The 25,623-nt window shown below is 52.5% G+C and carries 21 protein-coding genes; 12 read left to right on the top strand and 9 right to left on the bottom strand.

Going from position 1 to position 25,623, the window contains the following annotated elements; genetic code table 11:
• The first annotated feature begins 2 nt into the window (after nucleotides 1-2).
• The 8 genes from ulaB to KP22_RS22435 all read left to right on the top strand — a co-directional run bounded on the left by ulaB (nucleotide 3) and on the right by KP22_RS22435 (nucleotide 5,531).
• A complete protein-coding gene (gene ulaB, locus KP22_RS13160) occupies nucleotides 3-314 on the top strand; it encodes a PTS ascorbate transporter subunit IIB (protein ID WP_039304976.1) in 312 nt (103 codons plus the stop codon).
• A 53-nt stretch (nucleotides 315-367) separates the two neighbouring features.
• The gene (gene ulaC, locus KP22_RS13155; protein WP_039304979.1) at nucleotides 368-838 is read left to right on the top strand and encodes a PTS ascorbate transporter subunit IIA; all 471 of its coding nucleotides are present in this window, start codon (nucleotides 368-370) and stop codon (nucleotides 836-838) included.
• 9 nt (nucleotides 839-847) lie between these two features.
• The gene (locus KP22_RS13150) at nucleotides 848-1,501 is read left to right on the top strand and encodes a 3-keto-L-gulonate-6-phosphate decarboxylase UlaD (protein ID WP_156103737.1); all 654 of its coding nucleotides are present in this window, start codon (nucleotides 848-850) and stop codon (nucleotides 1,499-1,501) included.
• Between the two features lie 10 nt (nucleotides 1,502-1,511).
• Nucleotides 1,512-2,372 carry an L-ribulose-5-phosphate 3-epimerase gene (locus KP22_RS13145; protein WP_039304982.1) on the top strand — a complete coding sequence of 287 codons (861 nt, stop codon included), beginning with the start codon at nucleotides 1,512-1,514 and terminating at the stop codon, nucleotides 2,370-2,372.
• Nucleotides 2,369-3,058: an L-ribulose-5-phosphate 4-epimerase gene (locus KP22_RS13140; protein ID WP_039304984.1), complete on the top strand. Its 690-nt coding sequence runs from the start codon at nucleotides 2,369-2,371 to the stop codon at nucleotides 3,056-3,058. Before KP22_RS13145 ends, KP22_RS13140 begins: the two co-directional genes overlap by 4 nt.
• Nucleotides 3,059-3,234: 176 nt before the next feature.
• Nucleotides 3,235-3,648, top strand: a complete 414-nt coding sequence (locus tag KP22_RS13135; RefSeq protein WP_039304985.1) for a bleomycin resistance protein — start codon at nucleotides 3,235-3,237, stop codon at nucleotides 3,646-3,648.
• 225 nt (nucleotides 3,649-3,873) lie between these two features.
• Entirely contained in the window at nucleotides 3,874-5,376 is a 1,503-nt protein-coding gene (gene glpD / locus KP22_RS13130; protein WP_039324674.1) for a glycerol-3-phosphate dehydrogenase, read from the top strand.
• Between the two features lie 5 nt (nucleotides 5,377-5,381).
• Complete coding sequence (locus tag KP22_RS22435; RefSeq protein WP_156103738.1) at nucleotides 5,382-5,531, top strand: hypothetical protein; 150 nt, start codon at nucleotides 5,382-5,384, stop codon at nucleotides 5,529-5,531.
• A 184-nt stretch (nucleotides 5,532-5,715) separates the two neighbouring features.
• Here the strand turns inward: KP22_RS22435 and glgP are convergent, their stop codons facing one another.
• From glgP to glgB, 5 genes are all read right to left on the bottom strand, one after another.
• Entirely contained in the window at nucleotides 5,716-8,163 is a 2,448-nt protein-coding gene (gene glgP / locus KP22_RS13125) for a glycogen phosphorylase (RefSeq protein ID WP_039324672.1), read from the bottom strand.
• Nucleotides 8,164-8,238: 75 nt separating this feature from the next.
• Nucleotides 8,239-9,678 (bottom strand): glycogen synthase GlgA, encoded by a 1,440-nt coding sequence (glgA, locus tag KP22_RS13120; RefSeq protein WP_039324669.1) that lies wholly within the window; start codon nucleotides 9,676-9,678, stop codon nucleotides 8,239-8,241.
• Nucleotides 9,679-9,706: 28 nt separating this feature from the next.
• A complete protein-coding gene (gene glgC, locus KP22_RS13115; protein ID WP_039304991.1) occupies nucleotides 9,707-10,984 on the bottom strand; it encodes a glucose-1-phosphate adenylyltransferase in 1,278 nt (425 codons plus the stop codon).
• Between the two features lie 29 nt (nucleotides 10,985-11,013).
• Nucleotides 11,014-12,990, bottom strand: coding sequence for a glycogen debranching protein GlgX (gene glgX, locus KP22_RS13110; RefSeq protein WP_039304993.1), 1,977 nt, complete (start codon nucleotides 12,988-12,990; stop codon nucleotides 11,014-11,016).
• The gene (glgB, locus tag KP22_RS13105) at nucleotides 12,991-15,168 is read right to left on the bottom strand and encodes a 1,4-alpha-glucan branching enzyme (RefSeq protein ID WP_039324668.1); all 2,178 of its coding nucleotides are present in this window, start codon (nucleotides 15,166-15,168) and stop codon (nucleotides 12,991-12,993) included.
• Nucleotides 15,169-15,556: 388 nt separating this feature from the next.
• Between glgB and KP22_RS13100 the strand changes: the two genes are divergently transcribed.
• A complete protein-coding gene (locus tag KP22_RS13100) occupies nucleotides 15,557-17,275 on the top strand; it encodes a sensor histidine kinase (RefSeq protein ID WP_039324666.1) in 1,719 nt (572 codons plus the stop codon).
• A gap of 284 nt (nucleotides 17,276-17,559) precedes the next feature.
• On the opposite strand, the gene KP22_RS13095 is transcribed toward KP22_RS13100, so the two are convergent.
• Together KP22_RS13095 and asd are read right to left on the bottom strand one after the other, a co-directional pair.
• Entirely contained in the window at nucleotides 17,560-18,045 is a 486-nt protein-coding gene (locus KP22_RS13095; protein WP_052012523.1) for a GNAT family N-acetyltransferase, read from the bottom strand.
• A gap of 104 nt (nucleotides 18,046-18,149) precedes the next feature.
• On the bottom strand, nucleotides 18,150-19,253 hold the full coding sequence (gene asd, locus KP22_RS13090) for an aspartate-semialdehyde dehydrogenase (RefSeq protein ID WP_039324664.1): 1,104 nt from the start codon (nucleotides 19,251-19,253) through the stop codon (nucleotides 18,150-18,152).
• 297 nt (nucleotides 19,254-19,550) lie between these two features.
• On the opposite strand from asd, the gene KP22_RS13085 reads away from it, so the two are divergent.
• Nucleotides 19,551-20,144: a YhgN family NAAT transporter gene (locus KP22_RS13085; RefSeq protein ID WP_039305003.1), complete on the top strand. Its 594-nt coding sequence runs from the start codon at nucleotides 19,551-19,553 to the stop codon at nucleotides 20,142-20,144.
• Nucleotides 20,145-20,361: 217 nt separating this feature from the next.
• On the opposite strand, the gene KP22_RS13080 is transcribed toward KP22_RS13085, so the two are convergent.
• Nucleotides 20,362-21,738, bottom strand: a complete 1,377-nt coding sequence (locus KP22_RS13080) for a GntP family permease (RefSeq protein ID WP_039324662.1) — start codon at nucleotides 21,736-21,738, stop codon at nucleotides 20,362-20,364.
• Between the two features lie 158 nt (nucleotides 21,739-21,896).
• Between KP22_RS13080 and KP22_RS13075 the strand changes: the two genes are divergently transcribed.
• The gene (locus KP22_RS13075; protein ID WP_039305007.1) at nucleotides 21,897-22,409 is read left to right on the top strand and encodes a gluconokinase; all 513 of its coding nucleotides are present in this window, start codon (nucleotides 21,897-21,899) and stop codon (nucleotides 22,407-22,409) included.
• Nucleotides 22,410-22,418: 9 nt separating this feature from the next.
• On the opposite strand, the gene gntR is transcribed toward KP22_RS13075, so the two are convergent.
• A complete protein-coding gene (gene gntR, locus KP22_RS13070; RefSeq protein WP_039324660.1) occupies nucleotides 22,419-23,414 on the bottom strand; it encodes a gluconate operon transcriptional repressor GntR in 996 nt (331 codons plus the stop codon).
• Between the two features lie 359 nt (nucleotides 23,415-23,773).
• Between gntR and KP22_RS13065 the strand changes: the two genes are divergently transcribed.
• The gene (locus KP22_RS13065) at nucleotides 23,774-25,570 is read left to right on the top strand and encodes a glycoside hydrolase family 3 N-terminal domain-containing protein (RefSeq protein ID WP_039324658.1); all 1,797 of its coding nucleotides are present in this window, start codon (nucleotides 23,774-23,776) and stop codon (nucleotides 25,568-25,570) included.
• The last annotated feature ends 53 nt before the right edge of the window (nucleotides 25,571-25,623 follow it).

The raw sequence follows: 25,623 nt of genomic DNA, 5'->3' as shown, positions 1-25,623 counted from the left end.
TCATGACAGTACGGATTCTGGCGGTGTGCGGCTGCGGACAAGGCAGCTCCATGATTATGAAAATGAAGGTAGGGCAATTTCTGACTCAGCAAGGCATCGACCACACGCTGAATAGCTGCGCTGTCGGTGAATACAAAGCAGAGCTAAGCGGAGCGGACATTATCATCGCCTCCACTCACGTCGCTGATGAAATCACCGTCAGCGGCAATAAATATGTCGTCGGTGTACGCAACATGCTATCAGCCGCAGACTTTGGTCCCAAGCTATTAGACGTCATCGAGGCGCACTTCCCTGCCGCTCTAAAATCGTCCTAGCATTTTCAGCTTAGTCGTCACACGCAGCGCAGTCGTCAACACGAGGAGCATGCATGAAATTACGCGATTCATTATCAGAAAACCGCTCTATTCGCCTACAGGCCGAAGCCGACACCTGGCAGGAGGCGGTGAAAATGGGTGTCGATCTTCTGGTGGCCGCCGATGTCGTCGAACCACGTTATTACCAGGCGATTCTGGACGGTGTGAAAAAATTCGGCCCTTACTTTGTCATCGCGCCCGGCCTGGCCATGCCGCACGGTCGCCCGGAAGAAGGCGTGAAGCGTACAGGTTTTGCACTGGTCACGTTGCAAACGCCATTGATATTCAACCATGAAGATAACGATCCGGTGGATATCCTGATTACGATGGCTGCCGTCGATGCCGCCACACATCAGGAGATCGGCATTATGCAAATCGTCAATCTCTTTGAAGATGAAGCCAATTTTGATCGTTTACGCGCCTGCCGCAACGAGCAAGAGGTACTGGACTTGATTGATCGTTCAACCACAGCAATTGCTGATTAAGGAGCTTTGATGTCCCATTTACCCATGTTACAAGTCGCACTGGATAACCAGACGTTAGCCGATGCTTATCAGACCACCCGCTTGATTGCCGAAGAGGTGGATATTATTGAAGTTGGCACCATCCTGTGCGTGGGAGAAGGTGTACGTGCCGTGCGCGATCTGAAAGCGCTCTACCCCCACAAAATTGTTCTGGCGGATGCAAAAATCGCTGACGCCGGGAAAATTTTGTCGCGTATGTGTTTTGAAGCGCAGGCGGATTGGGTCACGGTAATTTGCTGCGCGGACATTAATACTGCGTCAGGAGCCTTGGAAGTTGCACGTGAATTTAACGGTGATGTGCAGATCGAACTCACCGGTTTCTGGACGTGGGAACAGGCACAGGCGTGGCGCGATATCGGTATTCAGCAGGTTGTCTATCACCGTAGCCGCGATGCGCAAGCAGCAGGTATTGCCTGGAGCAAGTCGGATATCCGATCCATCCAGCGCCTCGCCGAAATGGGATTCAACGTCACCGTTACTGGGGGCCTGGCTCTGGAAGATCTCCCCTTATTCGCCGGCATTCCGATCCATGTTTTTATCGCAGGGCGTAGTATTCGTGATGCCGCCAGCCCGGTAGAAGCTGCTCGCGAATTTAAACGCCAGATAGCTCAGATCTGGGGGTAAGGAGACACGCATGCTCACAAAAGCCGTACCACTCGGTATTTACGAAAAAGCCTTACCAGCGGGGGAAGATTGGCTGACGCGCCTGCAACAGGCGAAAGCGCTGGGGTTTGATTTTGTCGAAATGTCGGTAGACGAGACCGATAGCCGACTGGCACGACTTGACTGGAGCCGTGAGCAACGAATGGAATTGGTTAACGCCATTGCTATCAGCGGCATACGCGTACCGTCAATGTGCCTTAGCGCCCACCGTCGCTTCCCGCTGGGCTCGGAGGACGATGCCATTCGGGATCAAGGGCTGTCGATCATGCGCAAGGCGATCCGGCTGGCTCAGGACGTGGGGATTCGCGTTATCCAGCTTGCTGGCTATGACGTCTATTACCAACGCGCAAATGATACGACACGAGAGCGCTTCCGTCTTGGGTTACAGCAAGCGGTGGAAATGGCAAGCCGGGCGCAGGTCACGCTGGCGATGGAAATCATGGATTATCCATTGATGAACTCCATCAGCAAAGCGCTCGGTTACGCTAGCTTTTTAAATAATCCATGGTTTCAGTTGTATCCCGATATTGGCAACCTTTCCGCATGGGACAACGACGTGCAAATGGAATTACGAGCAGGGAGAGGCCATATCGTGGCGGTACACGTTAAGGACACCCAACCAGGCGTATTTAAAAACGTGCCGTTTGGTACGGGCGTTGTCGATTTCACCCAATGTTTTTCAACACTTAAAGAGAGCGGATATTGTGGCCCCTACCTGATTGAAATGTGGAGTGAAAATGCAAAAAATCCTATTCAGGAGGTCACAGCCGCCCGCGATTGGGTCAGACAGAAAATGTCACAGGCAGGGCTACCCGTGGAGGAAACAGCATGAACACATCGCTAAAACAACAGGTGTTTGACGCCAACATGGCGCTACCGCGCCATGGCCTTGTGACCTATACGTGGGGCAACGTTAGCGCTATCGATCGCGATCGCCAGATTATCGTCATCAAACCCAGCGGCGTCGCTTATGACGAGATGCAGGCAGACGATATGGTTGTCGTCGACATGCAGGGGAAAGTTGTCGAAGGGCAATACCGACCTTCATCAGATACTGGGACCCACCTTGCGCTTTACCAACGTTATCCGCAAATTGGCGGTATTGTGCATACCCATTCAACACACGCTACCGCCTGGGCTCAGGCAGGGCTATCCATTCCTGCGCTGGGAACAACACACGCCGACTACTTTGCCGGTGACATTCTTTGTACTCGTCCACTCACACCACAAGAAGTTGAACAGGCTTATGAAAACAATACTGGAGTCGTAATAGCAGAAACCATTAATACAAGTCACCCACTACATACACCAGGGATCCTTGTTTACCAGCACGGTCCTTTTTGCTGGGGCAAGAATGCAGAAGAAGCCGTACACAACGCTGTCGTGATGGAAGAAGTCGCAAAAATGGCCTGGATTGCCTGTTCCATCAACCCACGTCTGCGCCTGATTGACACCCACCTGATGAATAAACACTTTAGTCGTAAACATGGCCCTAACGCCTATTACGGCCAGCACTAATGCATCTTGCCATGCGATATTCCTCCCCCCAGGAGGAATATCGATTCAACGAATTCGGTAATAAAAACAAAAGTGGTCATACACCATTTACTGATACATGATTAATGTTCAGAGCCACTGACTATCCCTATGGTACGAGGTAAGTAAATACCGTGAATCAGACCTACTGGAACCGCATGGTGCCTGAACTTACAGTGATGGACTTTTCCGCCTCTCTGCATTTCTACGTGCATATACTCGGTTTCACCATAACGTTCCGCCGTGAGGATCCAGAGTTTGTCTATCTCAGTCTCGGCGAAGCGCAGCTAATGCTGGAAGCGTTTCACGATGGAGGATGGAACACGGGAGATCTCGTCAAGCCTTTGGGACGGGGTATCAATCTTCAGATAGAGGTGGACGACGTGATGCCGCTATTGGACAGTCTGGCGCATCATCACATTCCGCTTTACCGACCACTCAAAGATAACTATTACACAATAGAAACCAGCAAAGACACGACAGGACCAACCGAAGCATGCCAGCGAGAGTTTTTAGTTCAGGATCCCGATGGCTATCTCTTGCGCTTCAGCCAGTATATCGAGCAGCTGTGACGTCCAACAGGAATCAGGTCGTCAAGAATTGTCCCCCAAAAACCCTCAATAACCCTCAATAACCCTCAATAACCCTTATTTTAATGTGACAACTATCATCATATTGTTAGCTTCATCACGCATAAATGTTTTTATTTGGTTAACCATTAGCTGATTTGTTTGTTTTCGATTATTATAATGCTCGAAAACGAACATTTTGATTTATTCGAGGGTGGAGGAAGAAACGTGGAAACCAAAGATCTCATCGTTATCGGCGGCGGAATTAACGGTGCAGGCATCGCCGCAGATGCGGCTGGGCGAGGGCTATCAGTCCTGTTGTTGGAAGCGCAGGATCTTGCCTGTGCCACGTCCTCTGCCAGCTCTAAACTGATTCACGGCGGCCTGCGTTACCTTGAGCACTATGAGTTTCGTTTGGTCAGCGAAGCACTGTCTGAGCGCGAAACGCTGCTGAAAATGGCTCCGCACATTATTTTCCCCATGCGCTTTCGTTTGCCCCATCAGCCGCACTTGCGTCCAGCCTGGATGATTCGTATCGGCCTGTTTATGTATGACAACATTGGCAAACGCGTCAGCCTGCCTGCCAGTAAAGGGCTGAAATTCGGTGCAGATTCCGTTCTTAAGCCTGAGCTGAAGCAAGGCTTTGAATATTCTGACTGCTGGGTGGATGATGCGCGTCTGGTAGTGTTAAACGCGCAAGAAGTGGCAAAACGAAGCGGAGAAGTCCGCACCCGCACCAAAGTCACCCGTGCTCGCCGTGAACAAGGCGTGTGGATTGTGGATGCCGTTGACTCACTGACCGGCGAAACCTTCACCTGGCGCGCCAAAGGTCTGGTGAACGCGACCGGCCCGTGGGTGAAAGAATTCTTTGATGACGGCTTGCAACTGAAATCACCTTACGGCATCCGTTTGATCAAAGGCAGCCACATCGTGGTGCCAAAAGTCCATAACCAGCCGCAGGCGTATATTCTGCAAAACAAAGATCACCGCATTGTGTTCGTGATCCCGTGGCAGGATGACTACTCGATCATCGGTACGACCGACGTGGAGTACAAAGGTAATCCGCACGATGTGAAGATCGATGATAACGAAGTCGGTTACCTGCTGGATGTGTATAACGACCATTTCAAACAGCAACTCACGCGCGATGACATCGTCTGGACTTACTCCGGCGTACGACCACTGTGCGATGACGAATCCGATTCTCCACAGGCGATTACCCGTGACTACACGCTGTCGGTAGATGATGATAACGGTCAGGCTCCGCTGCTTTCCGTGTTTGGCGGCAAGCTGACGACGTACCGTAAACTGGCAGAGCACGCGCTGGATAAGCTGCACAAATACTATCCGCAGGCGGGTAAAGCCTGGACGAAAGATGCAGTACTGCCGGGCGGTGATATCGCTGGCACGCGGGATGACTACGCCGCCGCGCTGCGTCGCCGCTTCAATCTGCCTGAATCACTGACGCGCCGTTACAGCCGTACCTACGGTTCAAACAGCGAACTGATTCTGGCAAACGTGAAAGGCCTCAGCGATCTGGGTGAAGATTTCGGTCATGACCTGTATGAAGCGGAACTACGCTATCTGGTCGAGAAAGAATGGGCCGTCACGCTGGACGACGTCATCTGGCGCCGCACTAAGCTGGGCATGCGCTTTGATGACGCACAGAAACAACGCATCAGCGACTGGTTAGCCAGCTACCGCCAACAGCAGATGGCAAAAGCGGGTTAATAAAAATGGACGAGCATCTCGTCCATATTGTTTCGCCTGATATTGCTGGCGTAAAAATCATGCTGAGGGGTGGATTAACGCCGAGTGAGCGACAGGACGTCGCGAAAGCCAGTGCCGCGTCCGGAACGCGTCACTGGCGGCTCGATTTGCGTTAATCCAAGCCCGAAGGCACCGCGCAGCGGCATGATTTAGCCAATAAGCCTGGGTACACAGGGCAAGCGGCGTTTGAGCTGCCCTGTGTCGGGCGTGGCTCTCTGCTACAGAACCACACCTATTCTCACCACGCACGAAACAATCACCATTCCTCAATGTAAATCCGCAACAATGAAGTTCCCGCAATCACAACCGTATCGGTTTGATATTCCAGATATCCGCAGCATATTCGCCGATGGTGCGGTCAGACGAGAAATAGCCCATGCTGGCAATGTTCTGGACAGCACTGCGCGCCCATTCATCCTTGTTCCGATACAGCTCATCAACCCGATCCTGCGTGTCCACATAGCTACGATAGTCTGCCAGTAGCTGGTAGTAATCGCCAAAATTCACTAATGAATCAAACAGATCGCTGTATCGGCGGCTATCATCAGGGCTGAAGATACCCGTGGTGATTTGCGTCAGCACACGATGTAGCTCTTCGTCCTGATCGTAATATTGCCGTGGGTTATAGCCGTTCTGGCGTAGCGCTTCGACCTGATCGGCCGTGTTGCCGAAGATAAACATATTCTCTTCGCCAATATGCTCCAGCATTTCGACATTCGCCCCATCCAACGTGCCGATCGTCAGCGCGCCGTTCAGTGCAAACTTCATGTTACTGGTACCGGAGGCTTCCGTTCCCGCCAGCGAGATCTGTTCAGAAAGATCCGCCGCCGGAATGATCAGCTGTGCCAGGCTCACGCTGTAGTTTGGGATGAATACCACCTTCAACCGATCGTGCAGTGCCGGATCGTTATTGATCACCTTCGCAACGTCGTTGATCAAGTTAATGATGTGCTTCGCCATGTAATAGGCCGATGCGGCCTTGCCCGCAAAGATGGCGACGCGCGGAACACGTTCAACCTCAGGATCGTCTTTAATGCGGTTATAAAGCGTGATGATGTGCAACACATTCAACAGTTGCCGCTTGTATTCGTGAATACGCTTAATCTGCACGTCAAACAGCGATTCCGGATTAACCACAATATTCAGATTTTCCGCCATATAGGTTGCTAAACGCACCTTGTTCTTTAGTTTCACCTTGCGAATTTTCTGCACAAACGCTGGATAATCGATGTGCTGTTTTAGTTCACTCAACTGGCTCAGATCGGTACGCCAAGTCTGGCCTATTGTGTCATCCAGCAGTTTAGAGAGCGACGGGTTAGCGAGCGCCAGCCAGCGGCGCGGCGTTACACCATTGGTTTTATTACAGAAGCGGTTAGGGAAGATTCGGGCGAAGTCAGCAAACAGGGACTGCACCATCAGATCCGAATGCAGCTCCGATACCCCATTCACTTTATGACTGGCGATCACTGCCAGCCACGCCATCCGTATTTTACGCCCGTTGTTTTCATCAATGATGGAAACCCGCGCCAGCAGCTCGTTGTCATCGGGGATTTCTTTCTGCACGTATTCCAGAAAGTGCTCGTTGATTTCGAAAATCAATTGCAGATGGCGCGGCAGGATTTTACCCAGCATATCGACGGGCCAGGTTTCCAGCGCTTCCTGCATCAGCGTGTGGTTAGTGTAGGAAAAGACTTTCCTCACTACGGCCCATGCTTCTATCCATTTGAATTTGTGCTCATCGATCAGCAAACGCATCAGTTCCGGGATAGCCAGCACCGGGTGAGTATCATTCAGGTGGATGGCAAACTTTTCCGCCAGATTGGCGTAGGTCTTATGCATCATCCAATGGCGGTTGAGAATGTCCTGCACCGTAGCGGAAACCAGGAAGTATTCCTGACGCAGGCGCAGTTCGCGGCCAGAGTAGGTTGAATCATCGGGATACAGCACGCGCGACACGTTTTCCGAGTGGTTTTTATCTTCCACCGCCGCAAAATAGTCGCCCTGATTGAATTTACCCAGATTGATTTCGTTACTGGCCTGCGCGCCCCACAGGCGCAAGGTATTAGTGGCGTCGGTATCAAAACCGGGGATGATTTGGTCGTAGGCGCACGCGATAACTTCTTCCGTTTCCAGCCAGCGCATTTTGCTGCCTTCCTGCTGGATTCGACCGCCGAAGCGCACTTTGTAGCGCGTACTGTGACGCGGGAATTCCCACGCATTCCCGTATTCCAGCCAGTAGTCCGGCGATTCCGCCTGTTTGCCGTTAACAATGTTTTGTTTAAACATACCGTATTCGTAGCGAATACCGTAACCACGCCCCGGCAGAGCCATCGTCGCCAGCGAATCCAGAAAACAGGCAGCCAGACGCCCCAAGCCACCGTTACCTAAACCGGGGTCATTTTCTTCCTCTAACAGATCGTCCAGCTCCAGCCCCATACCGTCCAGCGCAGCCTTAATATCTTCGTATAATCCCATCGCCAGCAGCGCGTTCGACAGCGTTCGCCCCAGCAAAAACTCCATCGACAGGTAATACACCTGCCGTACATCTTGTGAAAGCTGAGCGCGATTCGAGCGCAGCCAGCGTTCTACCATCCGGTCACGCACAGCCAGTAAGGTGGCATTCAGCCAGTCGTGCTTATTCGCAATAGAGGGGTCTTTCCCTACGGTAAACATAAGCTTGTAAGCAATAGAGTGTTTCAGCGCTTCCACACTGAGCGTTGGTGAAGTATAGATAAACGGCGAGTTCATAATATTCATTCCCAAGTGAGTGTTACCCTACCCTGTCGTTTTCAGATTGCACGAGGATGACGCGCAGCGAGAAAACTAGTGGGTATGCAAGCGTTGATATAGCGCACCATAAGCCTGAGCAGAAGCCTGCCAACCAAAATCCATCGCCATCGCCTGACGCTGCACATAGCGCCATAGCGTGGGTCGGGACCACAGCACAAACACACGACGAATCGCGCGCGATAGCGATCCCACACTGCAATCGTTAAAGACAAATCCGCTTGCCAGACCATCCGCCAGATTCTCCAGCGAACAGTCTGATACCGTATCAGCCAGTCCGCCGGTACGGCGCACCAGCGGTAACGTGCCATATTTCAGGCCGTAAAGCTGCGTTAACCCGCACGGCTCAAATCGGCTGGGCACCATGATGACATCCGCGCCGCCAATGATGCGGTGCGAGAAAGCCTCGTGATAGCCAATCTGTACCCCAACCTGACCGTGATATTCCGCGGCGGCGGCCAGAAAACCCTTCTGCAAATCGGCATCCCCTGCGCCCAACACCACCAGTTGCCCACCCTGCTCCAACAAATCCGGTATCGCGCTTAATGCAATATCGAGCCCTTTCTGGCTGGTCAGGCGGCTCACGATGGCAAAAACCGGTGCCTTTTCGTCTACCTTCAAACCCATCGCCGTTTGCAGACGTCGCTTGTTTTCCGCTTTGTTCGCCAGCGTATCGCGGCTGTAGTGGCTGGTGAGTAGAGGATCGTGTGCTGGATTCCAAATGGTTTCATCCACGCCATTGAGGATACCGGACAGCCGCCCTTCCTCTTCACGCGCCAGCAGCAAGCCCTCCATACCGTAACCATAGGCTGGCAGCGTGATCTCATGCGCGTAAGTCGGGCTCACGGTCGTAATATGGTCAGCGTAGTACAATCCTGCCTTGAGGTAGGAAATCTGACCATAAAACTCCAGCCCGTAGACCTGAAAGAAGTCACTCGGCAAGTGGAGATTCGCCATATGCCGGGCATCAAACAGCCCCTGATAGGCCAGATTGTGAACGGTGAAGATCGATTTCGCCGGACGGTTGCGTGCTGCCAGGTAGGCACAGGTCAACCCAGCGTGCCAATCATGGGCATGCACAATATCAGGCCGCCAGTAGTGGTCCAGCCCGAATGCCATCTCACATCCCATCCATCCCAGTAGCGCGAACCGCAGGTAGTTATCGGCATAAGCGTAAAGCGCCGGGTCGTGATAAGGGCTGCCCGCACGTTCATATAAATCGGGCACATCAATCAAATAAATACCGACGCCGTTAAAATGGCCGAACAGCAAAGTGACGTGTCCGGCGAAGGTATCCAGTTCACGCACGACCTCTAGGTTAGCGATGCCTTTTTTCAGATCGGGGAAGGCAGGCAGAATGACGCGGACATCCATCCCCGCCGCAATCTGCGCGCCGGGCAACGCACCAGCCACATCCGCCAGTCCACCGGTTTTCAATAGTGGAAATAGCTCTGAACAAACATGTAAGACCCGCATTATTACTCCCATTTTGTTCCGATGGTGTTTACAGCTTTTCCAACATCGATCGCGTGACCAGCACGATCCCCTCTTCCGAACGGTAAAAACGGCGGCTATCTTCTTCCGCGTTTTCACCAATCACCATGCCTTCCGGCAAGTGACAGGCACGATCGATCACGCAACGGCGTAAACGACAGGAGCGCCCCACGTTGACATCCGGCAGGATCACCGTCGAATCTATACTGCAAAACGAATTGACCCTCACACGTGGGAACAGCACTGAATGCGTGACAACCGAGCCAGAGACGATGCAGCCTCCCGATACCAGCGAGTTCATCGTCATGCCATGGCTGCCTGAACGGTCCTGAACAAATTTGGCAGGCGGCAGCGATTCAATAGCGGAACGAATCGGCCAGTGCCGATCGTAGACATCCAGCTCCGGCGTGACTGACGCCAGATCGAGGTTGGCACGCCAATAGGCTTCCAGCGTACCGACATCCCGCCAATATTGGTTTTCATCTTCGCCCGACGTGACGCACGACAGGGTAAAAGGGTGCGCCCAGGCCAGACGCTGCGAGACAATCTTCGGGATCAGATCCTGACCAAAGTCATGAGCGGAATCGGACGTATTACGATCCTCTTCCAGCAACTGATAAAGATAGTCTGCATTAAAAACATAGATCCCCATGCTCGCGAGCGCCATATCAGGGTTATCTGGCATCGGCGTCGGGTTATCCGGTTTTTCAGAAAAATCGAGGATACGATGCTGTTTGTCCACGCTCATTACGCCAAAGGCGCTGGCTTCTTCCAGCGGCACGGGCAGGCAGGCGACCGTACATTCCGCCCCCTTCTCCACGTGATCGATCAGCATACGTGAGTAGTCCATCTTGTAGATGTGATCGCCCGCGAGGATGACCACATACTCCGCCTGATAGCGCCGGATAATGTCGAGATTCTGGCAAACCGCGTCCGCCGTTCCCCGATACCAGTGATCGGTAGAATGGCGCTGCTGTGCGGGAAGCAGATCGACAAACTCGTTCATCTCCGCATTAAAAAACGACCAGCCGCGCTGAATATGCTGCACCAGCGTATGCGACTGATATTGCGTAATCACGCCAATGCGGCGGATACCGGAGTTCAGGCAGTTAGAGAGTGCGAAATCAATAATGCGAAATTTGCCGCCAAAGTGGACGGCGGGCTTGGCACGCAGCGCCGTCAGCCCTTTCAGTCGCGTTCCACGGCCGCCGGCCAAAATTAATGCCACGGATTTTAAAGGGAGCTGTCTTGCCAACATCAGAGGGTCATGCTTGTCGTTGTTCACCATGGCTATCTCCTGATTATTCTTTTAATGGCTTAGGTGGTCTGCTTTATCAAGACACATACCGCCTGCGCTTGTCCGAGCCAAATTCCGCCCTCAAGCGAGTTCATCTCATCAAACGGCGGTGAAACCTGCCAGTGGCCCTCTGGCAGCATGAACTCACCGGCATGAAGGTTGGCGTTAAACAGCACAAGCCAACGACCAGACAGTAAAATCTGTAGCTGATGCTCCCCTTGTTCCCACTGCTGCGGCGTCAAAGGCTGTCCTTCTCTGTTCAGCCACTGCACCGCGCCATCTCCTTCTTGCCACCACGTTTCCTGCTGTAATGCAGGGATCGTGCGGCGAAGTTGGATCAATCCGGCGACAAAGTCGCGCAATGTACGATCCGCGTTTTCCCAGTGCAGCCAGGCCAGCTCGTTGTCCTGACAGTAGGCGTTATTGTTGCCCTGTTGGCTGTGACCCAGTTCATCACCCGCCAGCAGCATTGGTGTTCCCTGCGATAGAATCAGCGTCGTCAGCAGCGCCTTCTGGCTAGCTAATCGACGTTGACGGATGTCATCATCCGCTTCCAGCCCTTCCGTGCCGTGGTTATTACTGAAGTTACTGTCTGTGCCGTCGCAATTGCCTTCTCCGTTGGCATCATTGTGCTTGTGGTTGAAACTCACCAGATCGCGCAGCGTAAAGCCGTCATGAGCCGTCAGTTTGTTGATAGAGGCATAAGGCAGGCGGTCGTGCTGCTGGAAAATATCGCTGGAGGCGGCAAAACGGCGAGCGAACGCGCCGAGGGAAATATCGCCATGTAGCCAAAAGCGGCGCATATCATCACGGTAGCGGTCGCTCCACTCCGCGAACGGCGTCGGGAACTGACCTAACTGATAACCGCCATGCCCGATGTCCCACGGTTCAGCAATCAGCTTGCAGCCCTGTAAGCGGCTATCGTTTTTCATGGCGGACAACAGCGGCGCAGCGGCGGTAAAATCCGGTGTGCGCCCCAGCACCGTTGCCAGATCGAAACGGAAGCCATCAACATGGCAGACCTCGCGCCAGAAGCGCAGACAGTCCATCACCCAATTAATGACCGCCGGATGGTTCAGCCGCAACACATTGCCGCAGCCAGTCCAGTTGTGGTATTCACCGTTTTCACCCAGCCAGTAATAACTGCGGTTGTCGATGCCGCGCTGGCACAGCGTGGGGCCTTCAACGTCCAGTTCGGCGCTATGGTTGAACACCACATCCAGAATGACCTCAATACCCGCGTTATGCAGCGCTTTCACCGCATCTCTGAACTCATTCAGCGCGTCGTTGCCTGCGGCCAGACTGTTATCCACGGCGAACGGCAGCAGTACGTTATAGCCCCAGTAATTACGCAGCCCCATCTGTTGCAGCCGAGGCTCATCGGCATGCTGCTGCACCGGAAGCAGTTCCAGCGCCGTCACGCCCAGCGATGTCAGATAGTCAATCATCACTGGGTGACCTAACGCCGCATAGCTACCGCGAATCTCTTCGGGAATATCAGGATGCAGTTGCGTCAACCCACGAACGTGCGCCTCATAAATCACCGTCTGATGCCAGGGCGTTTGTGGATGTTGATCATCCTGCCAGTCGTAATCCTCTACCGTGACCACGCACTTCGCCATAATGTCAGCGCTATCGCGTTCATCCCGCTGATCAATTCCGCCTTGCAGACTAGCATCATCCACAACCCAGCCATCAAGCTGGCGCGCACAGGGATCCAACAGCAGCTTATGCGGATTGAAACGTAAACCCTGTGACGGTTCGAACGGCCCATCAACCCGGAAACCGTAGCGTAATCCCGGCTGCGCATCGGGAAGATAGCCGTGCCAGATATCGCCGCTGCGCGCGGTCAGCGCGATCCGTTGTTCCTGCTGACGTTCATCAAACACACACAATTCTACCCGCTCGGCATCCGCCGAAAACAGCGCGAAATTCACGCCGTTGCCGTCAAAACTTGCCCCCAGCGGTGTCGGCTTGCCCGTCTGCAACTCCGCCATTTACGCCTCCTTCACCAGATACAGTGTGGCAAGCGGCGGAATGGTCAGAACAAGAGAGTGCTGGCGTTGATGGCTGCCCCATTCCTCGCTGTAAATCGTCCCAACATTGCCCTGATCGCTACCGTTATAGTGAACAGAATCAGTGTTCATGACTTCACGCCAGCCGCCGGGCTGGTTGATGCCAATCCGATAGCCATAACGTGGCACAGGTGTAAAATTGCTGATTACCAGCACTTCGTTGCCCTGCTCATCACGCCGGACAAAGGCAAAAACCGAGTTTTCCCGATCGTCCACCACCAGCCATTCAAAGCCCTGCGGCTGAAAATCCAACTGATAGAGCGACGGCTGCTGGCGATAGTAATGGTTGAGATCGCGGACCAGCGCCTGAACACCGCGATGCCACCCTTCCGGCTCATCCAGCAGATGCCAGTCCAGACTGGCGTCGTGATTCCACTCACGCCCTTGCGCAAATTCACCGCCCATAAACAGCAGCTTTTTGCCGGGATACGCCCACATAAAGCCGTAATAGGCGCGTAAATTGGCAAATTTCTGCCACACATCACCGGGCATGCGATCCAGCAACGAACGTTTGCCGTGCACCACTTCATCGTGAGACAGCGGCAGCACGAAATTCTCGCTATAGGCGTACAACATACCGAATGTCAGCAGATCGTGATGGTATTTGCGGTGAATGGGATCGAGTTGCATATAGGTCAACGTGTCGTGCATCCAGCCCATGTTCCACTTGTAGTGAAACCCTAAGCCGTTGCAATCAGGTGGCAACGTGACGCCCGGATAATCGGTGGACTCTTCGGCAAGCGTGATCGCCGCAGGTGCCGCATGGCCTAGCATGTGATTGGTGTAGCGCAGAAACGCAATAGCTTCGAGGTTCTCTTTACCGCCGTAATGGTTTGGTACCCACTCGCCTTCACTGCGGCTGTAGTCGCGGTAAATCATGGAAGCCACCGCGTCCACCCGTAGCCCGTCGATACCATAGCGCTCCATCCAAAACAACGCGTTACCCGCCAGATAGTTACGCACCTCATGGCGGCCATAGTTGTAAATCAACGTGTTCCAGTCCTGATGATAACCTTCACGCGGATCGGCGTACTCATACAGCGCGGTGCCATCAAACTGTGCAAGGCCGTATTCGTCGCTGGGAAAATGCCCCGGCACCCAGTCCAGTAAGACGTTGATGCCTGCACCATGAAGCGCATCAACAAACGCTCTAAACTCTGATGCCGTACCGAAACGACGCGTTGGTGCATACAGCCCTAGCGGCTGATAACCCCAACTGCCATCGAACGGGTGTTCGTTTATCGGCATCAACTCAACGTGCGTAAAGCCCATGTATTGCACATAATCAATCAGTTGCTTCGCCAGTTCCTGATAGCTCAGCCAGAAATTGTTATCCGTATGTCGCCGCCAGGAGCCGAGATGAACTTCATAAATGGATATCGGCGAGCGCAGGCTATTCGCCTCACGTCGTGCGTCGCTGGTCGGGACTTTCTCAGGCAACGGCGTAATCAGCGATGCGGTATCCGGGCGCATCTGTGCTTCAAACGCATACGGATCGGCCTTCAGCCGCACGCTGCCGTGGCTGTCTATCATTTCATATTTGTAGAGCTGGCCCGCTTTCACGTCGGGCAGAAACAGCTCCCAAATGCCATTTTCCTTGCGTAGCCGCATCGGATGACGTCGACCATCCCAGAAGTTAAACTGCCCCACCACCGAAACACGTTGAGCGTTCGGCGCCCAGACGGCAAAGCGTGTGCCTTCAACCCCGTCCAGCGTTTCCAAATGTGCGCCCAATCGTTCGTAAGGTCGCAGATGGGTGCCTTCAGCCAAAAGCCAAATGTCCAAATCCTGCAACAACGGACCAAAACGGTAAGGATCTTCAATCACCCAGGTTTCTTCACGCCAGGTCACGGCCAATTGATAGTGAAAAGCCTGCTTCCGACGCGGCACCAGACCACAAAAAAAACCGCGCCCATCGACGCGCTCCAGTTCGGCAATTTTTCGTCCATTGCTGGCATCAACGACCCAGGCAGCCTCCGCATCCGGCAGCAACGCGCGAACTTCAAGGCCTTTGGAGGAATGATGCATACCTAACAGCGAAAACGGATCGGCATAATGACCGGAAATAAGTGAATTAATTGCCTCAGAAAACGCTGACATGGTATCCATCCTCTGATTAACCATTTGAATTAAATAAATAAGCTATATAAAAAGCGTATTACGTTGCGTTTATATTCTTCCGTCACTTACTTTTAACAAAAACCCAATAAAAATAATGAGTTATTATCTTGCTAACGAATAACGGCGACGTGTAAAAATAATGAATACTATGAAAGAGTTCTTGAGCCACGCCTCTTGATTCAGCGTAGTCAAAAAACGGAGAAATATCTGATAGCTGATCAAGTTTTTCCGTTTATATTTATATGAATAAGTTATGACACGGGATAATTAGCATCTTTTGTTTAAAGATCGATTCGTCCGCTAGCAAAAAGCAGTACAATTTGGCAATTGTGTATGTTGATAGATGATGTATGAAGAGACACCGCCCATGGTTAGCCAGGTTGATCTAATTCTTTCCCTGTTACAGCAGATGTGTGTTTATCTGGTTATCGCTTATCTACTCAGTAAAACGCCGCTGTTTATCCCGCTGATGCAGGTCACTATCCGCCTGCCGCACAAGCTGGTCTGCTATCTGGTTTTCTCCGTGTTTTGCATTATGGGAACCTACTTCGGCTTGCATATCGACGATTCTATTGCCAATACCCGCGCGACGGGCGCAGTGCTCGGCGGCATGCTGGGCGGCCCTTCTGTTGGCTTCCTCGTCGGGTTGACTGGCGGATTACACCGCTATTCGATGGGCGGTATGACTGCGCTGGCCTGTATGCTGTCGACCATTGCCGAAGGCTTGCTCGGCGGGCTGCTGCATCGCTATCTGGCACGCCGTAACCGTATCGATTTGCTGTTTCAGCCGCTTGTCGTCGGCCTGACCGCGCTGGTTGCGGAATGTCTGCAAATGGCGATTATTCTGCTGGTTGCCCGTCCGTTTGATAACGCCGTTGAGCTGGTGAGAGATATTGCACTACCGATGATGATCACCAATACCATCGGTTCCGCCATGTTCATGCGTATCCTGCTCGACAGACGCGCCATTTTCGAAAAATACACGTCTGCATTTTCCGCCAAAGCGCTGCAAATCGCGGCACGCGCCGAAGGGGCGCTGCGTCAGGGATTCAATCCGCAAAACAGTATGCGCGTAGCCCGTATTTTGTATGAAGAGCTGGGTGTCGGTGCCGTCGCGATTACCGATCGCGACAAACTACTGGCCTTCATCGGGTTGGGCGACGACCACCACAACGTCGGTGCCCCGATCACGTCATCACACACCCGCCGGGCAATAGACAACAATCAGGTCGTGTATGCGGACGGCAACGAAGTGTCTTACACCTGCTCAGTGTCGCCGCAGTGTAAGCTCGGGTCTACACTGGTGATTCCACTGCGTGGCGAAGATCAGCGCGTTGTCGGCACGATCAAACTTTATGAACCCAAGAATAAGCTATTTTCCAGCATTAACCGTACGCTGGGAGAAGGGATCGCCCACCTGCTTTCCGCACAGATTCTGACTGGCCGCTTTGAACAACAGAAACAGCTGCTGGCGCAGTCGGAAATCAAGCTGCTACATGCGCAGGTCAACCCGCATTTTCTGTTCAATGCACTGAATACGCTATCCGCCGTGATACGACGCAACCCCGATCACGCGCGCCAGTTGGTGCTGTCTCTGTCGACGTTTTTCCGTAAAAACCTCAAACGCAGCAACGATGAAGTGTCGCTTAATGACGAACTGGAGCACGTTAATGCCTATCTCGAAATCGAAAAAGCACGCTTTGCCGATCACCTGACGGTAGAAATCTCGCTGCCGGAGGCGCTGCTCGAAGCGCGGCTACCGGCATTTTCTCTGCAACCGATTGTCGAAAATGCGATTAAGCACGGTACTTCGCAGATGATTGAACACGGGCACATCCATATTAGCGGGCGCCTACACGCCAACACGCTGGAACTGTCAGTGGAAGATAACGCTGGCACCTATCAGCCCCGCAGCGGTGGCGACGGGCTAGGCATGAATCTGGTCGACCGCCGCATTAAAGCACGCTACGGCAACCGCTATGGCATTACCGTGGTCAGCGAAGCAGATAAATTCACACGTGTCGAAGTACGCGTCCCGCTGATTTCAGCGCGCAAGGCATTGGAAAAACTCGATAGCGTGGCGTGACGGGGAGATAGAAGCGTTGCGGGTTGGGTCGTCGAATAGCGGCTTGATGATCGTACTCACACTTAAATCCATCATATTGTGAGTTATTCCATTAAAATGATGTTAACGCCCAATATTATGGATTTATTTACGACGATTCGGCAGGGTTGTGGCGTTAATTTCACCGATAAACGTGAAGCGGCAGTCCACCAGAACCAAGCACTGACGGAGGTAGAATAGGCGAGTACAGATTGTCTGAAGAAATACCTGAAAGAAGGCCACGATGCTTAGTCTGACTGGTTGACTCAAGCACGATGCATTTTCGATTGATAGATATCGGGACGTGTAATCGTCCAGACATAGTTTTCTTTGTTAACCGGAGAATACCCTGCTTTTTCATAGAGCCATGGCGCGGTTGATGTCAGTAACATAATACGTCGCAGTCGTTTAAGTACCGGATGGTCAAGGCAGCATTCCATTAACCAACTGCCCAACTTTTGCTGCTGATATTCTTCAAGCACATAAACATCACAGAGATAACCGAAAGTCGCAAAATCCGTCACGACACGTGCGAATCCAATTTGCTTATCGTCAGCAAATAAACCGAAATTAAGGCTGTTAGTAATAGATTCCCGAACCGTATCGATATCAATGCCTTCTGCCCAACTTGAACGCGTTAAATAACAATGTATGGCATGAATATCCAGTAGATCATTATTCGTCGTAACAACAAATTTCTGATTTTTCCATGTCAATACTCGTGACATATCCTTTTCACTGTCGGTACTCATTTGTTTATGCTCTTGATTAAACTTGAGTATGAAACAGGCACAACACCAAACGATGTTGCGCCAGAAAGCAGGAGAACTATAGCGAGATAACTATAGCGAGATAACTACAGCAGGATGCGCAGCATACGGCGCAGCGGTTCAGCGGCTCCCCACAGCAGCTGATCGCCGACCGTGAAGGCGGACAGGTATTCCGGCCCCATGTTCAGCTTACGCAGACGACCCACCGGCGTGGAAAGCGTGCCGGTTACCGCAGCAGGCGTCAGTTCACGCATGGTAATGTCGCGATCGTTCGGCACCACTTTCACCCAGTCGTTGTGGGTTGCCAGCAGTTGCTCGATTTCCGGCAGCGCGACGTCTTTTTTCAGCTTGATGGTGAACGCCTGGCTGTGGCAGCGCAGGGCACCGACGCGCACGCAAAGGCCGTCAACAGGAATGACGCTGCTGGTACTCAGAATCTTGTTGGTTTCTGCCTGACCTTTCCACTCCTCGCGGCTCTGGCCGTTATCCAGCTGTTTGTCGATCCACGGAATCAGGCTACCTGCCAACGGTACGCCAAAGTTATCGGTCGGCAACGAACCGCTACGGGTCAGCGCTGTCACTTTACGTTCGATATCCAGAATCGCAGAGGCCGGATCCTGTAACTCTTTCGCGACTTCGCCGTGCAGTGCGCCCATCTGAGCCAGCAGTTCACGCATGTGACGCGCACCACCGCCAGACGCTGCCTGATACGTCGCAGCAGAGACCCACTCCACCAGATTGTTAGCAAACAGACCGCCCAATGACATCAGCATCAGGCTGACGGTACAGTTGCCGCCAGCAAAGGTTTTGATGCCTTTATCCAGACCTTGCTGAATCACCCCGTGGTTGACCGGATCCAGAATGATAATCGCATCATCTTTCATACGCAGCGAGGAGGCGGCGTCGATCCAGTACCCCTGCCAGCCACTTTCACGCAGCTTTGGGTAGACTTCATTGGTATAATCGCCGCCCTGGCAGGTAATGATGATGTCCAGCGCGCGCAATGCTTCGATATTATAAGCATCCTGCAACACGCCTTGATGGCCGCCCAGCGCGGGGGCAGGTTCGCCATGCTGAGAAGTCGAAAAGAACACCGGGTGAATCACATCAAAATCGCGTTCTTCCTGCATACGCTGCATGAGAACCGAGCCGACCATACCGCGCCAGCCAATAAAACCAACATTTTTCATGGTAACTGTCCTGCTTTGGGGGTAACAAAAAGAATTCTGGCTAACGTCGATGGCGCTGAGTGATTGCTGACTCAGTGAGCTGCCGCAGAGGTCGAGCGCGTCGTGTCGTAAACCTGTAAATTATCGTGTCGTTCAACCTTACAAAATGTACATAAAGTCGCAAGTGAATTTATTCGATAGTACGGCATTTTTCAGCAGTCATTCTAATATCATCAACCTGGCACAGGATAACAACGTTGATCAGTCCATGAAGATGGCCCCAGTCAGGAAACACGGTTTTGGGAGTAAAGAGCCAACATGACAGAAATGATCTCCGCAACGGTACTGCTGTTGCTCATAATGGACCCACTCGGCAACCTGCCGATTTTCATGTCCGTACTCAAGCACCTCGACCCTAAACGCCGGCGTGTGGTGCTGATCCGCGAAATGCTGATTGCACTTGGGCTGATGCTGATCTTCCTGTTCGCCGGTGAGCACATTCTGGCGTTCCTGAACCTGCGCACCGAAACCGTGTCCATTTCCGGCGGTATCGTGCTGTTCCTCATCGCAATTCGGATGATTTTCCCTTCGCAGGAAGGCAACAGCAGCGGCCTGCCTGCCGGAGAAGAGCCGTTTCTGGTGCCAATGGCGATTCCACTGGTAGCGGGGCCGTCGATCCTCGCGGCGCTGATGCTGCTTTCCCACCAGTACCCCAATCAGCTACCTCACCTGACGCTGGCGCTGTTTATCGCCTGGACGATTTCATTCATCATCCTGTTGATGTCAGATTTGTTCTTGCGTTTGCTGGGTGAGAAAGGCGTGAGCGCACTGGAGAAATTGATGGGCCTGATTCTGGTGATGCTATCGACGCAGATGTTCCTCGACGGCGTGCGTGCTTACATGAAGTTATAGAAATAGCGCTTCGCCATCATGCAGGTAACGAAGCTCTACTCTAAAACCATTACAAAACGATTCTCAGAATGAAAACGGTGATAATGGAATAGAAGAGTAAAGCGTTTGCGCCAGGGATGGCGCAACCCGAGCGTACAGGGATGTATTTACAGCGTCTTTACGATCTATCCATTATCACCGCGCGTCAGGCTTGCTTAACACCCTCCGCGCAGGAGCGTTAGAGGAAAATACTCCCCACTAATGCAATCAGGAACGCGATGGTGCCGAGCAGCGTTTCCATCACCGTCCAGGTTTTCAGGGTCGTCTTCTCATCCATTTCGAGGAAACGACCAACCAGCCAGAAGCCAGAGTCGTTCACGTGTGATAACACCGTCGCACCACCCGCAATCGCCACCACAATAAAGCAGAGATCGAACTGGCTGAGGCCAGGCGTCGCCGCCACCGCCGGTGCCATCAACGCCGCCGTGGTCGTTAACGCTACCGTTGCGGAACCCTGTGCCACACGCAGTGCCGCAGATACCACAAACGCCGCGACAATCACTGGCATACCGGTATCCGCCAGCGCGCCAGACAACGCATCGCCGATGCCGCTCGAACGCAGAACACCACCGAACATCCCGCCCGCGCCAGTTACCAGAATAATTGAGCAAACCGGCCCCAGCGCACCTTCACAGATCTTCTCAAGGTGTTTACGGCTATGCTGACCGCTAAACATAATCATGGCGAACAAGACCGTAATCAGCAGCGCAATCGGTGTTTTCCCCAGCATACGCAGGAACTGCACCAGACCGCTATCACCGCTGATAACGCCCATTACCGTCAGAGTATTCAGTCCGGTATCAAGGAAAATCAGGATCAGCGGCAGCAACAGCACCCACATCACCACGCCAAACGCCGGTGGCGTGTGCTGCTCATCCGCTTTCACTTCAGTCAGGAACGTTGACGGCAGCGGCAAATGGAATTTTTTACCTGCCCACAGGCCGAATAAATAACCGCCGAAATACCAGGTGGGGAAAGCGATCACGGCCCCCACCAGCACCAGCAGACCAATGTTGGCGCCCAGCAGTTCACTGGCAGCAACCGGGCCGGGGTGCGGCGGCAGCAAAGCGTGCATAACGGCAAAGGCGCCTGCCGCTGGGAACGCATACGTTAGCGTTGACCCACCAAAACGTTTCGCCACGCTGAAAATAATCGGCAGCATCACGATCAGCCCGGCGTCGAAAAAGATCGGGAAGCCGAACAGCAGAGAGGCAAGGCCCAGCGCGAAAGGTGCACGTTTCTCACCAAACTTATTGATGAGTGTATCCGCCAGCACATTGGCACCACCGGTCACTTCCAGCAGGCGACCAATCATTGCCCCCAAACCAACCAACAGGGCAACGGATGCGAGCGTGCTACCGAAACCACTAAGCAGCGTAGGAACGAGTTTCTCGAAAGGCGTTTTTGTCGCCAGCGCCGTGATCAAGCTCACCAGCGTCAACGCCAGAAATGCGTGGACGCGGAAGCGCATAATCAGCACCAATAACAGTGCGACCGAACCTGCGGCGATGGTTAATAGCACACTGGCGCTATAAGCGGATGTTATTTCTGTCATCGTTAATACTCTCTTTAGGGCACCCAGTCTGGATTGGCTGATTGTTTGTGAGATGTATCACAGCATCATTTGATACCGGTAACATGATACGGGTAACATGTTAAAGTCTGGAACCATTAAGTATCATTTAATTTACAGTTTGGGATAGAGATCAAATTATGTCAGGTCGAAGCATTATTCTGATGGGCGTATCAGGCAGTGGAAAATCCTCAGTTGGCGCTGAACTTGGCCGCGCCATTGAGGCAAAATTTATTGACGGCGACGATCTGCATCCTCGCGCGAATATCCAGAAAATGGCCAGCGGCACGCCGTTAAATGACGACGATCGTGCGCCGTGGCTGGAGCGACTCAGCGATGTCGCCTACAGCCTGGCGCACAAAAACGAGACTGGCATCATCGTCTGTTCTGCGCTGAAAAAGCGTTACCGCGACCGCCTGCGCGAAGGGAACGAAAAGATGGTGTTTATCTATTTGAAAGGCAGCTTTGACCTGGTTCTGGAGCGTCACAAGGCCAGGGCAGGCCACTTCATGCCGACAGAGCTGCTGAAAAGCCAGTTCGATGCGCTGGAAGAACCGGGCAGCGATGAGCCGGATGTCCTGAAGGTCGATATTGACGGCACCCGGGAAGAAGTCGTACAGCGCTGTGTTGAAGCACTGCGCACAGCAGGCTAACGCAGCGGCTTAGAGGCTTTCGCCGTCCAGCACGGTAAAGCCGACATCGACCATTCCCTGCTCCACCGGCTCGCCTCGCAGGCGAGCCAGCAGGCGCTCGGTGCCGACGCGCCCCATGTGTTCGCGCGGCGTCAGTACGCTAGCCAGCTTCGGCACCATCGCCTGCCCGATATCGTGGCCGTGAAAACCGGCGACGCCGATATCTTCCGGCACGCGCAGCCCCTGCCGCTGGCATTCAAACATCGCGCCGACGGCTAAGTCGTCATTGGTGCAAAACACGCTATCGACCTGCGGGTATTCCGCCTGCGTCTGCCGCAACAGTTCACCACCAAGCGAATAGGAAGACGCCCGCTCGCTCATCACGCAATAACTTTTGATATCGCTTTCCCACATCGCTTGCTCGTAGCCGCGACAGCGCATGATGGTGCGCTCATCCTGTCGTGCGCCAAGATAGACGATATGACGATGCCCGAGCGCCACCATGCGTAACGTCATCTGCCGAGCGGCTTCGACGTTATCAAACCCGACAGCCATATCCAGACAAGGGGAAACGGAATCCATCAGTTCCACCACTGGAATGCCAGCGACGTCCAGCATCTGGCGCGTTCGCGGCGTGTGGGTGCGTTCAGCCAGAATAAGCCCGTCAATGTGATACGACAGCAGTGAAGTCAGACGCTGTTCTTCTCTGTCAGGATGATACCCATAGTGCGCCAACATGGTCTGGTAACCGTGCGCTTCCGCCGTGCGTTCAATCCCACGCAACACCTCAGCAAAAACCTGATTGGTTAACGATGGCAGCAGTACGCCAATCGCCCGGCTGGTCGAGCTGGCGAGCATATTCGGTGCGAGATTAGGGATATAGCCCAGTTCATCCAACGCAATGGCGATCTTTTTCTGCAAGGCAGTGGACACCTGAGCGGGGTTACGCAAATAGCGGCTTACCGTCATTTTGGTAATCCCTACGCGGTCAGCAACATCCTGGAGAACGGGTCTTTTCTTCTTCATCGTCGACTAAAAATGCCTGAAAAACAGTAAGCTAAGTTTAGCAAAAAAAACATAAAGAAAGTAAATGTGGAGGGGAATAAAATAATTAAAGTGACCCAGAAAATACGCAATGTCCTTTAAGTGTTCATGTTGATAATAACGACTCAGTTTATTTTAGCGCTGCACGTCCATTATCCCAACGCCTAAAAACCCAGAAAATCACTAATAAAAATTAATAGTTACTCTTTTTTACACCCTATTTAATAGGTTTTCAGAATATCGCTGTCTGATAACTGAATATAAAAAATGACAGGTTGCGTGATAGCAATTAAATATTATTTCCCTGTCATTAAACCTTGGCCTGAAGAAGGAAATATATTATGAATATTAAACAGAAAATAAACTTAATGACGCTGGAAGAGAAAATCGGACAAAAGCTCATGCTGGACTTTCGCTACTGGGATCCAACGGGAAAAAGCAAGCAGGACATGACAGTTCCCGATGAAACGGTTGGCAAATTAATCACGGATCACCATATTGGTGGCGTGATCCTATTTGCCAACAATTTGAAAGATAAGCAGCAAATTAAAAAGCTGACAGCGTGGTATGCCTCGATGGAAACCCGTGGCGGCGCCCGATTATTCATTGGTACCGATAACGAAGGGGGCAACGTTTTCCGCCTACCGCGCGGCGATTACGCATCCTTTCCCGGCAACATGGCGCTATCCTCAGCGGTTGAAGGCGGAGCCGATATACAGATTGCCAGCGACCAGGGCCGTCTGATGGCACAAGACATGATTTTTATGCATATAAATACCAACTTTGCACCGGTCGTTGATGTCAACACTAATCCTTTCAACCCGGTCATTAACGTGCGCGCCTTCAGCGACGACACGGACACCGTTTATCGTTTGGCGGAAAAAATGACGGCAGGCATGAAACAGCAAGGATTGATCACCGCTTACAAGCATTTTCCGGGGCACGGCAGTACATCCACGGATTCTCATACTGGTCTGCCTCGCGTCGACCGCTCACGAGAAGACGCCTTTGCCATCGATATCATGCCTTATAAACGGGCGATTGATAACCAGACAGTATCGGATATGGTCATGACGGCTCATATTCAGTATCCGGCACTGGATAACTATCAGATTACTACACGTAGCGGTGAGAAAATTACTGTGCCTGCGACCATGTCACATACGATCCAGACTGATATCCTGCGTGGTGAGTTGGGTTATACAGGTGTGACGATTTCAGATGCACTGGACATGGGCGCAATTGCCGATCATTTCAGTCAGGAAGACGCCGTCCGACAGGTGTTCACCGCTGGCGTGGATATAGCCCTGATGCCCATCAGTATTTCATCTCCTGATCAGGTCAAACTCTTGCCAGACTTGATCCAGTACATTGTGGACACGGTGAAGCAAGGGAACATAGAAGAAACCGAAATTGATGCATCGGTAGAGCGAATTTTAACCCTCAAGGCACGGTATCACCTTTTATGTGAGAAAGAAAAAACCGTCGCTGACGCCTCTGCGACACAGGGATACGAGGTAGAAAAACACATTGCCGACCGTTCCATAACGGTGGTGATCAATCAACAATCACTGCTGCCATTAAAAGACAAAGCCCTACGCTATTTTATCCTGACGCCTTGGGGAGAGCAGGCCAAAGGCATCGCAGCCGTGATGGCACAGGAGGGATACCTGAATGTGGTTGCGGCAAAGGAAACGGAACTGACCGATGCCCAAGTCAGAGATCATATTTCCAACTGTGACATATTTCTTCTCGGGACGCTGTCAACCAGCTTTACGCCAGTTGAGCAGGATGGTGTTGCCACCGAACCAGCAACAAACGGTGTCGCGAATAATCCCTACCTTAACTGGTTACGACATGCTGCCGATTTAGGGAAAAAGCGCGTTCATCTTTCACTACGTGCACCGTATGACATTATCAACTACGCTGGCGATGTTAACGCTGCTGTGGCGACGTATTCCTATTACGGGTATGACAACGGCAGTTGGCGTGGTCACTCGATGATATCTTTGGCAGAGGTGCTGACAGGTAAGCGCGCGCCACAGGGGAAACTCCCAGTCAATATCTGGCAAAACTACGATGTGGAAACGAATACCGGTACGGTGGCGTTTTCCAGAGGGTTTGGGCTGAGCTGGTAATGTAGTTGAAATAAGCCCGCGTCCTTTCCTACGCGGGCTTATCCGTTATTTCT

It is taken from the genome of Pectobacterium betavasculorum, from assembly GCF_000749845.1.
Lineage (GTDB): Bacteria > Pseudomonadota > Gammaproteobacteria > Enterobacterales > Enterobacteriaceae > Pectobacterium > Pectobacterium betavasculorum.
The sequence above is the reverse complement of the archived record's forward strand: the minus strand, read 5'-3'. Positions and strand labels throughout refer to the sequence as shown.

Excerpts from the sequence above, each read along its gene's own strand:
- KP22_RS13085 (WP_039305003.1), top strand. The coding sequence starts at position 19,551 with ATGACAGAAATGATCTCCGCAACGGTACTGCTGTTGCTCATAATGGAC.
- glgA (WP_039324669.1), bottom strand. The coding sequence starts at position 9,678 with ATGCGGGTCTTACATGTTTGTTCAGAGCTATTTCCACTATTGAAAACC.
- KP22_RS13135 (WP_039304985.1), top strand. The coding sequence starts at position 3,235 with ATGGTGCCTGAACTTACAGTGATGGACTTTTCCGCCTCTCTGCATTTC.
- gntR (WP_039324660.1), bottom strand. The coding sequence starts at position 23,414 with ATGAAGAAGAAAAGACCCGTTCTCCAGGATGTTGCTGACCGCGTAGGG.
- ulaB (WP_039304976.1), top strand. The coding sequence starts at position 3 with ATGACAGTACGGATTCTGGCGGTGTGCGGCTGCGGACAAGGCAGCTCC.
- ulaC (WP_039304979.1), top strand. The coding sequence starts at position 368 with ATGAAATTACGCGATTCATTATCAGAAAACCGCTCTATTCGCCTACAG.
- glgP (WP_039324672.1), bottom strand. The coding sequence starts at position 8,163 with ATGAACTCGCCGTTTATCTATACTTCACCAACGCTCAGTGTGGAAGCG.
- KP22_RS13145 (WP_039304982.1), top strand. The coding sequence starts at position 1,512 with ATGCTCACAAAAGCCGTACCACTCGGTATTTACGAAAAAGCCTTACCA.
- KP22_RS13095 (WP_052012523.1), bottom strand. The coding sequence starts at position 18,045 with ATGAGTACCGACAGTGAAAAGGATATGTCACGAGTATTGACATGGAAA.
- glgX (WP_039304993.1), bottom strand. The coding sequence starts at position 12,990 with ATGGCGGAGTTGCAGACGGGCAAGCCGACACCGCTGGGGGCAAGTTTT.
- KP22_RS13080 (WP_039324662.1), bottom strand. The coding sequence starts at position 21,738 with ATGACAGAAATAACATCCGCTTATAGCGCCAGTGTGCTATTAACCATC.
- KP22_RS13150 (WP_156103737.1), top strand. The coding sequence starts at position 848 with ATGTCCCATTTACCCATGTTACAAGTCGCACTGGATAACCAGACGTTA.
- glgC (WP_039304991.1), bottom strand. The coding sequence starts at position 10,984 with ATGGTGAACAACGACAAGCATGACCCTCTGATGTTGGCAAGACAGCTC.
- glgB (WP_039324668.1), bottom strand. The coding sequence starts at position 15,168 with ATGTCAGCGTTTTCTGAGGCAATTAATTCACTTATTTCCGGTCATTAT.
- KP22_RS13100 (WP_039324666.1), top strand. The coding sequence starts at position 15,557 with ATGGTTAGCCAGGTTGATCTAATTCTTTCCCTGTTACAGCAGATGTGT.
- KP22_RS13075 (WP_039305007.1), top strand. The coding sequence starts at position 21,897 with ATGTCAGGTCGAAGCATTATTCTGATGGGCGTATCAGGCAGTGGAAAA.
- KP22_RS22435 (WP_156103738.1), top strand. The coding sequence starts at position 5,382 with ATGGACGAGCATCTCGTCCATATTGTTTCGCCTGATATTGCTGGCGTA.
- KP22_RS13065 (WP_039324658.1), top strand. The coding sequence starts at position 23,774 with ATGAATATTAAACAGAAAATAAACTTAATGACGCTGGAAGAGAAAATC.
- asd (WP_039324664.1), bottom strand. The coding sequence starts at position 19,253 with ATGAAAAATGTTGGTTTTATTGGCTGGCGCGGTATGGTCGGCTCGGTT.
- KP22_RS13140 (WP_039304984.1), top strand. The coding sequence starts at position 2,369 with ATGAACACATCGCTAAAACAACAGGTGTTTGACGCCAACATGGCGCTA.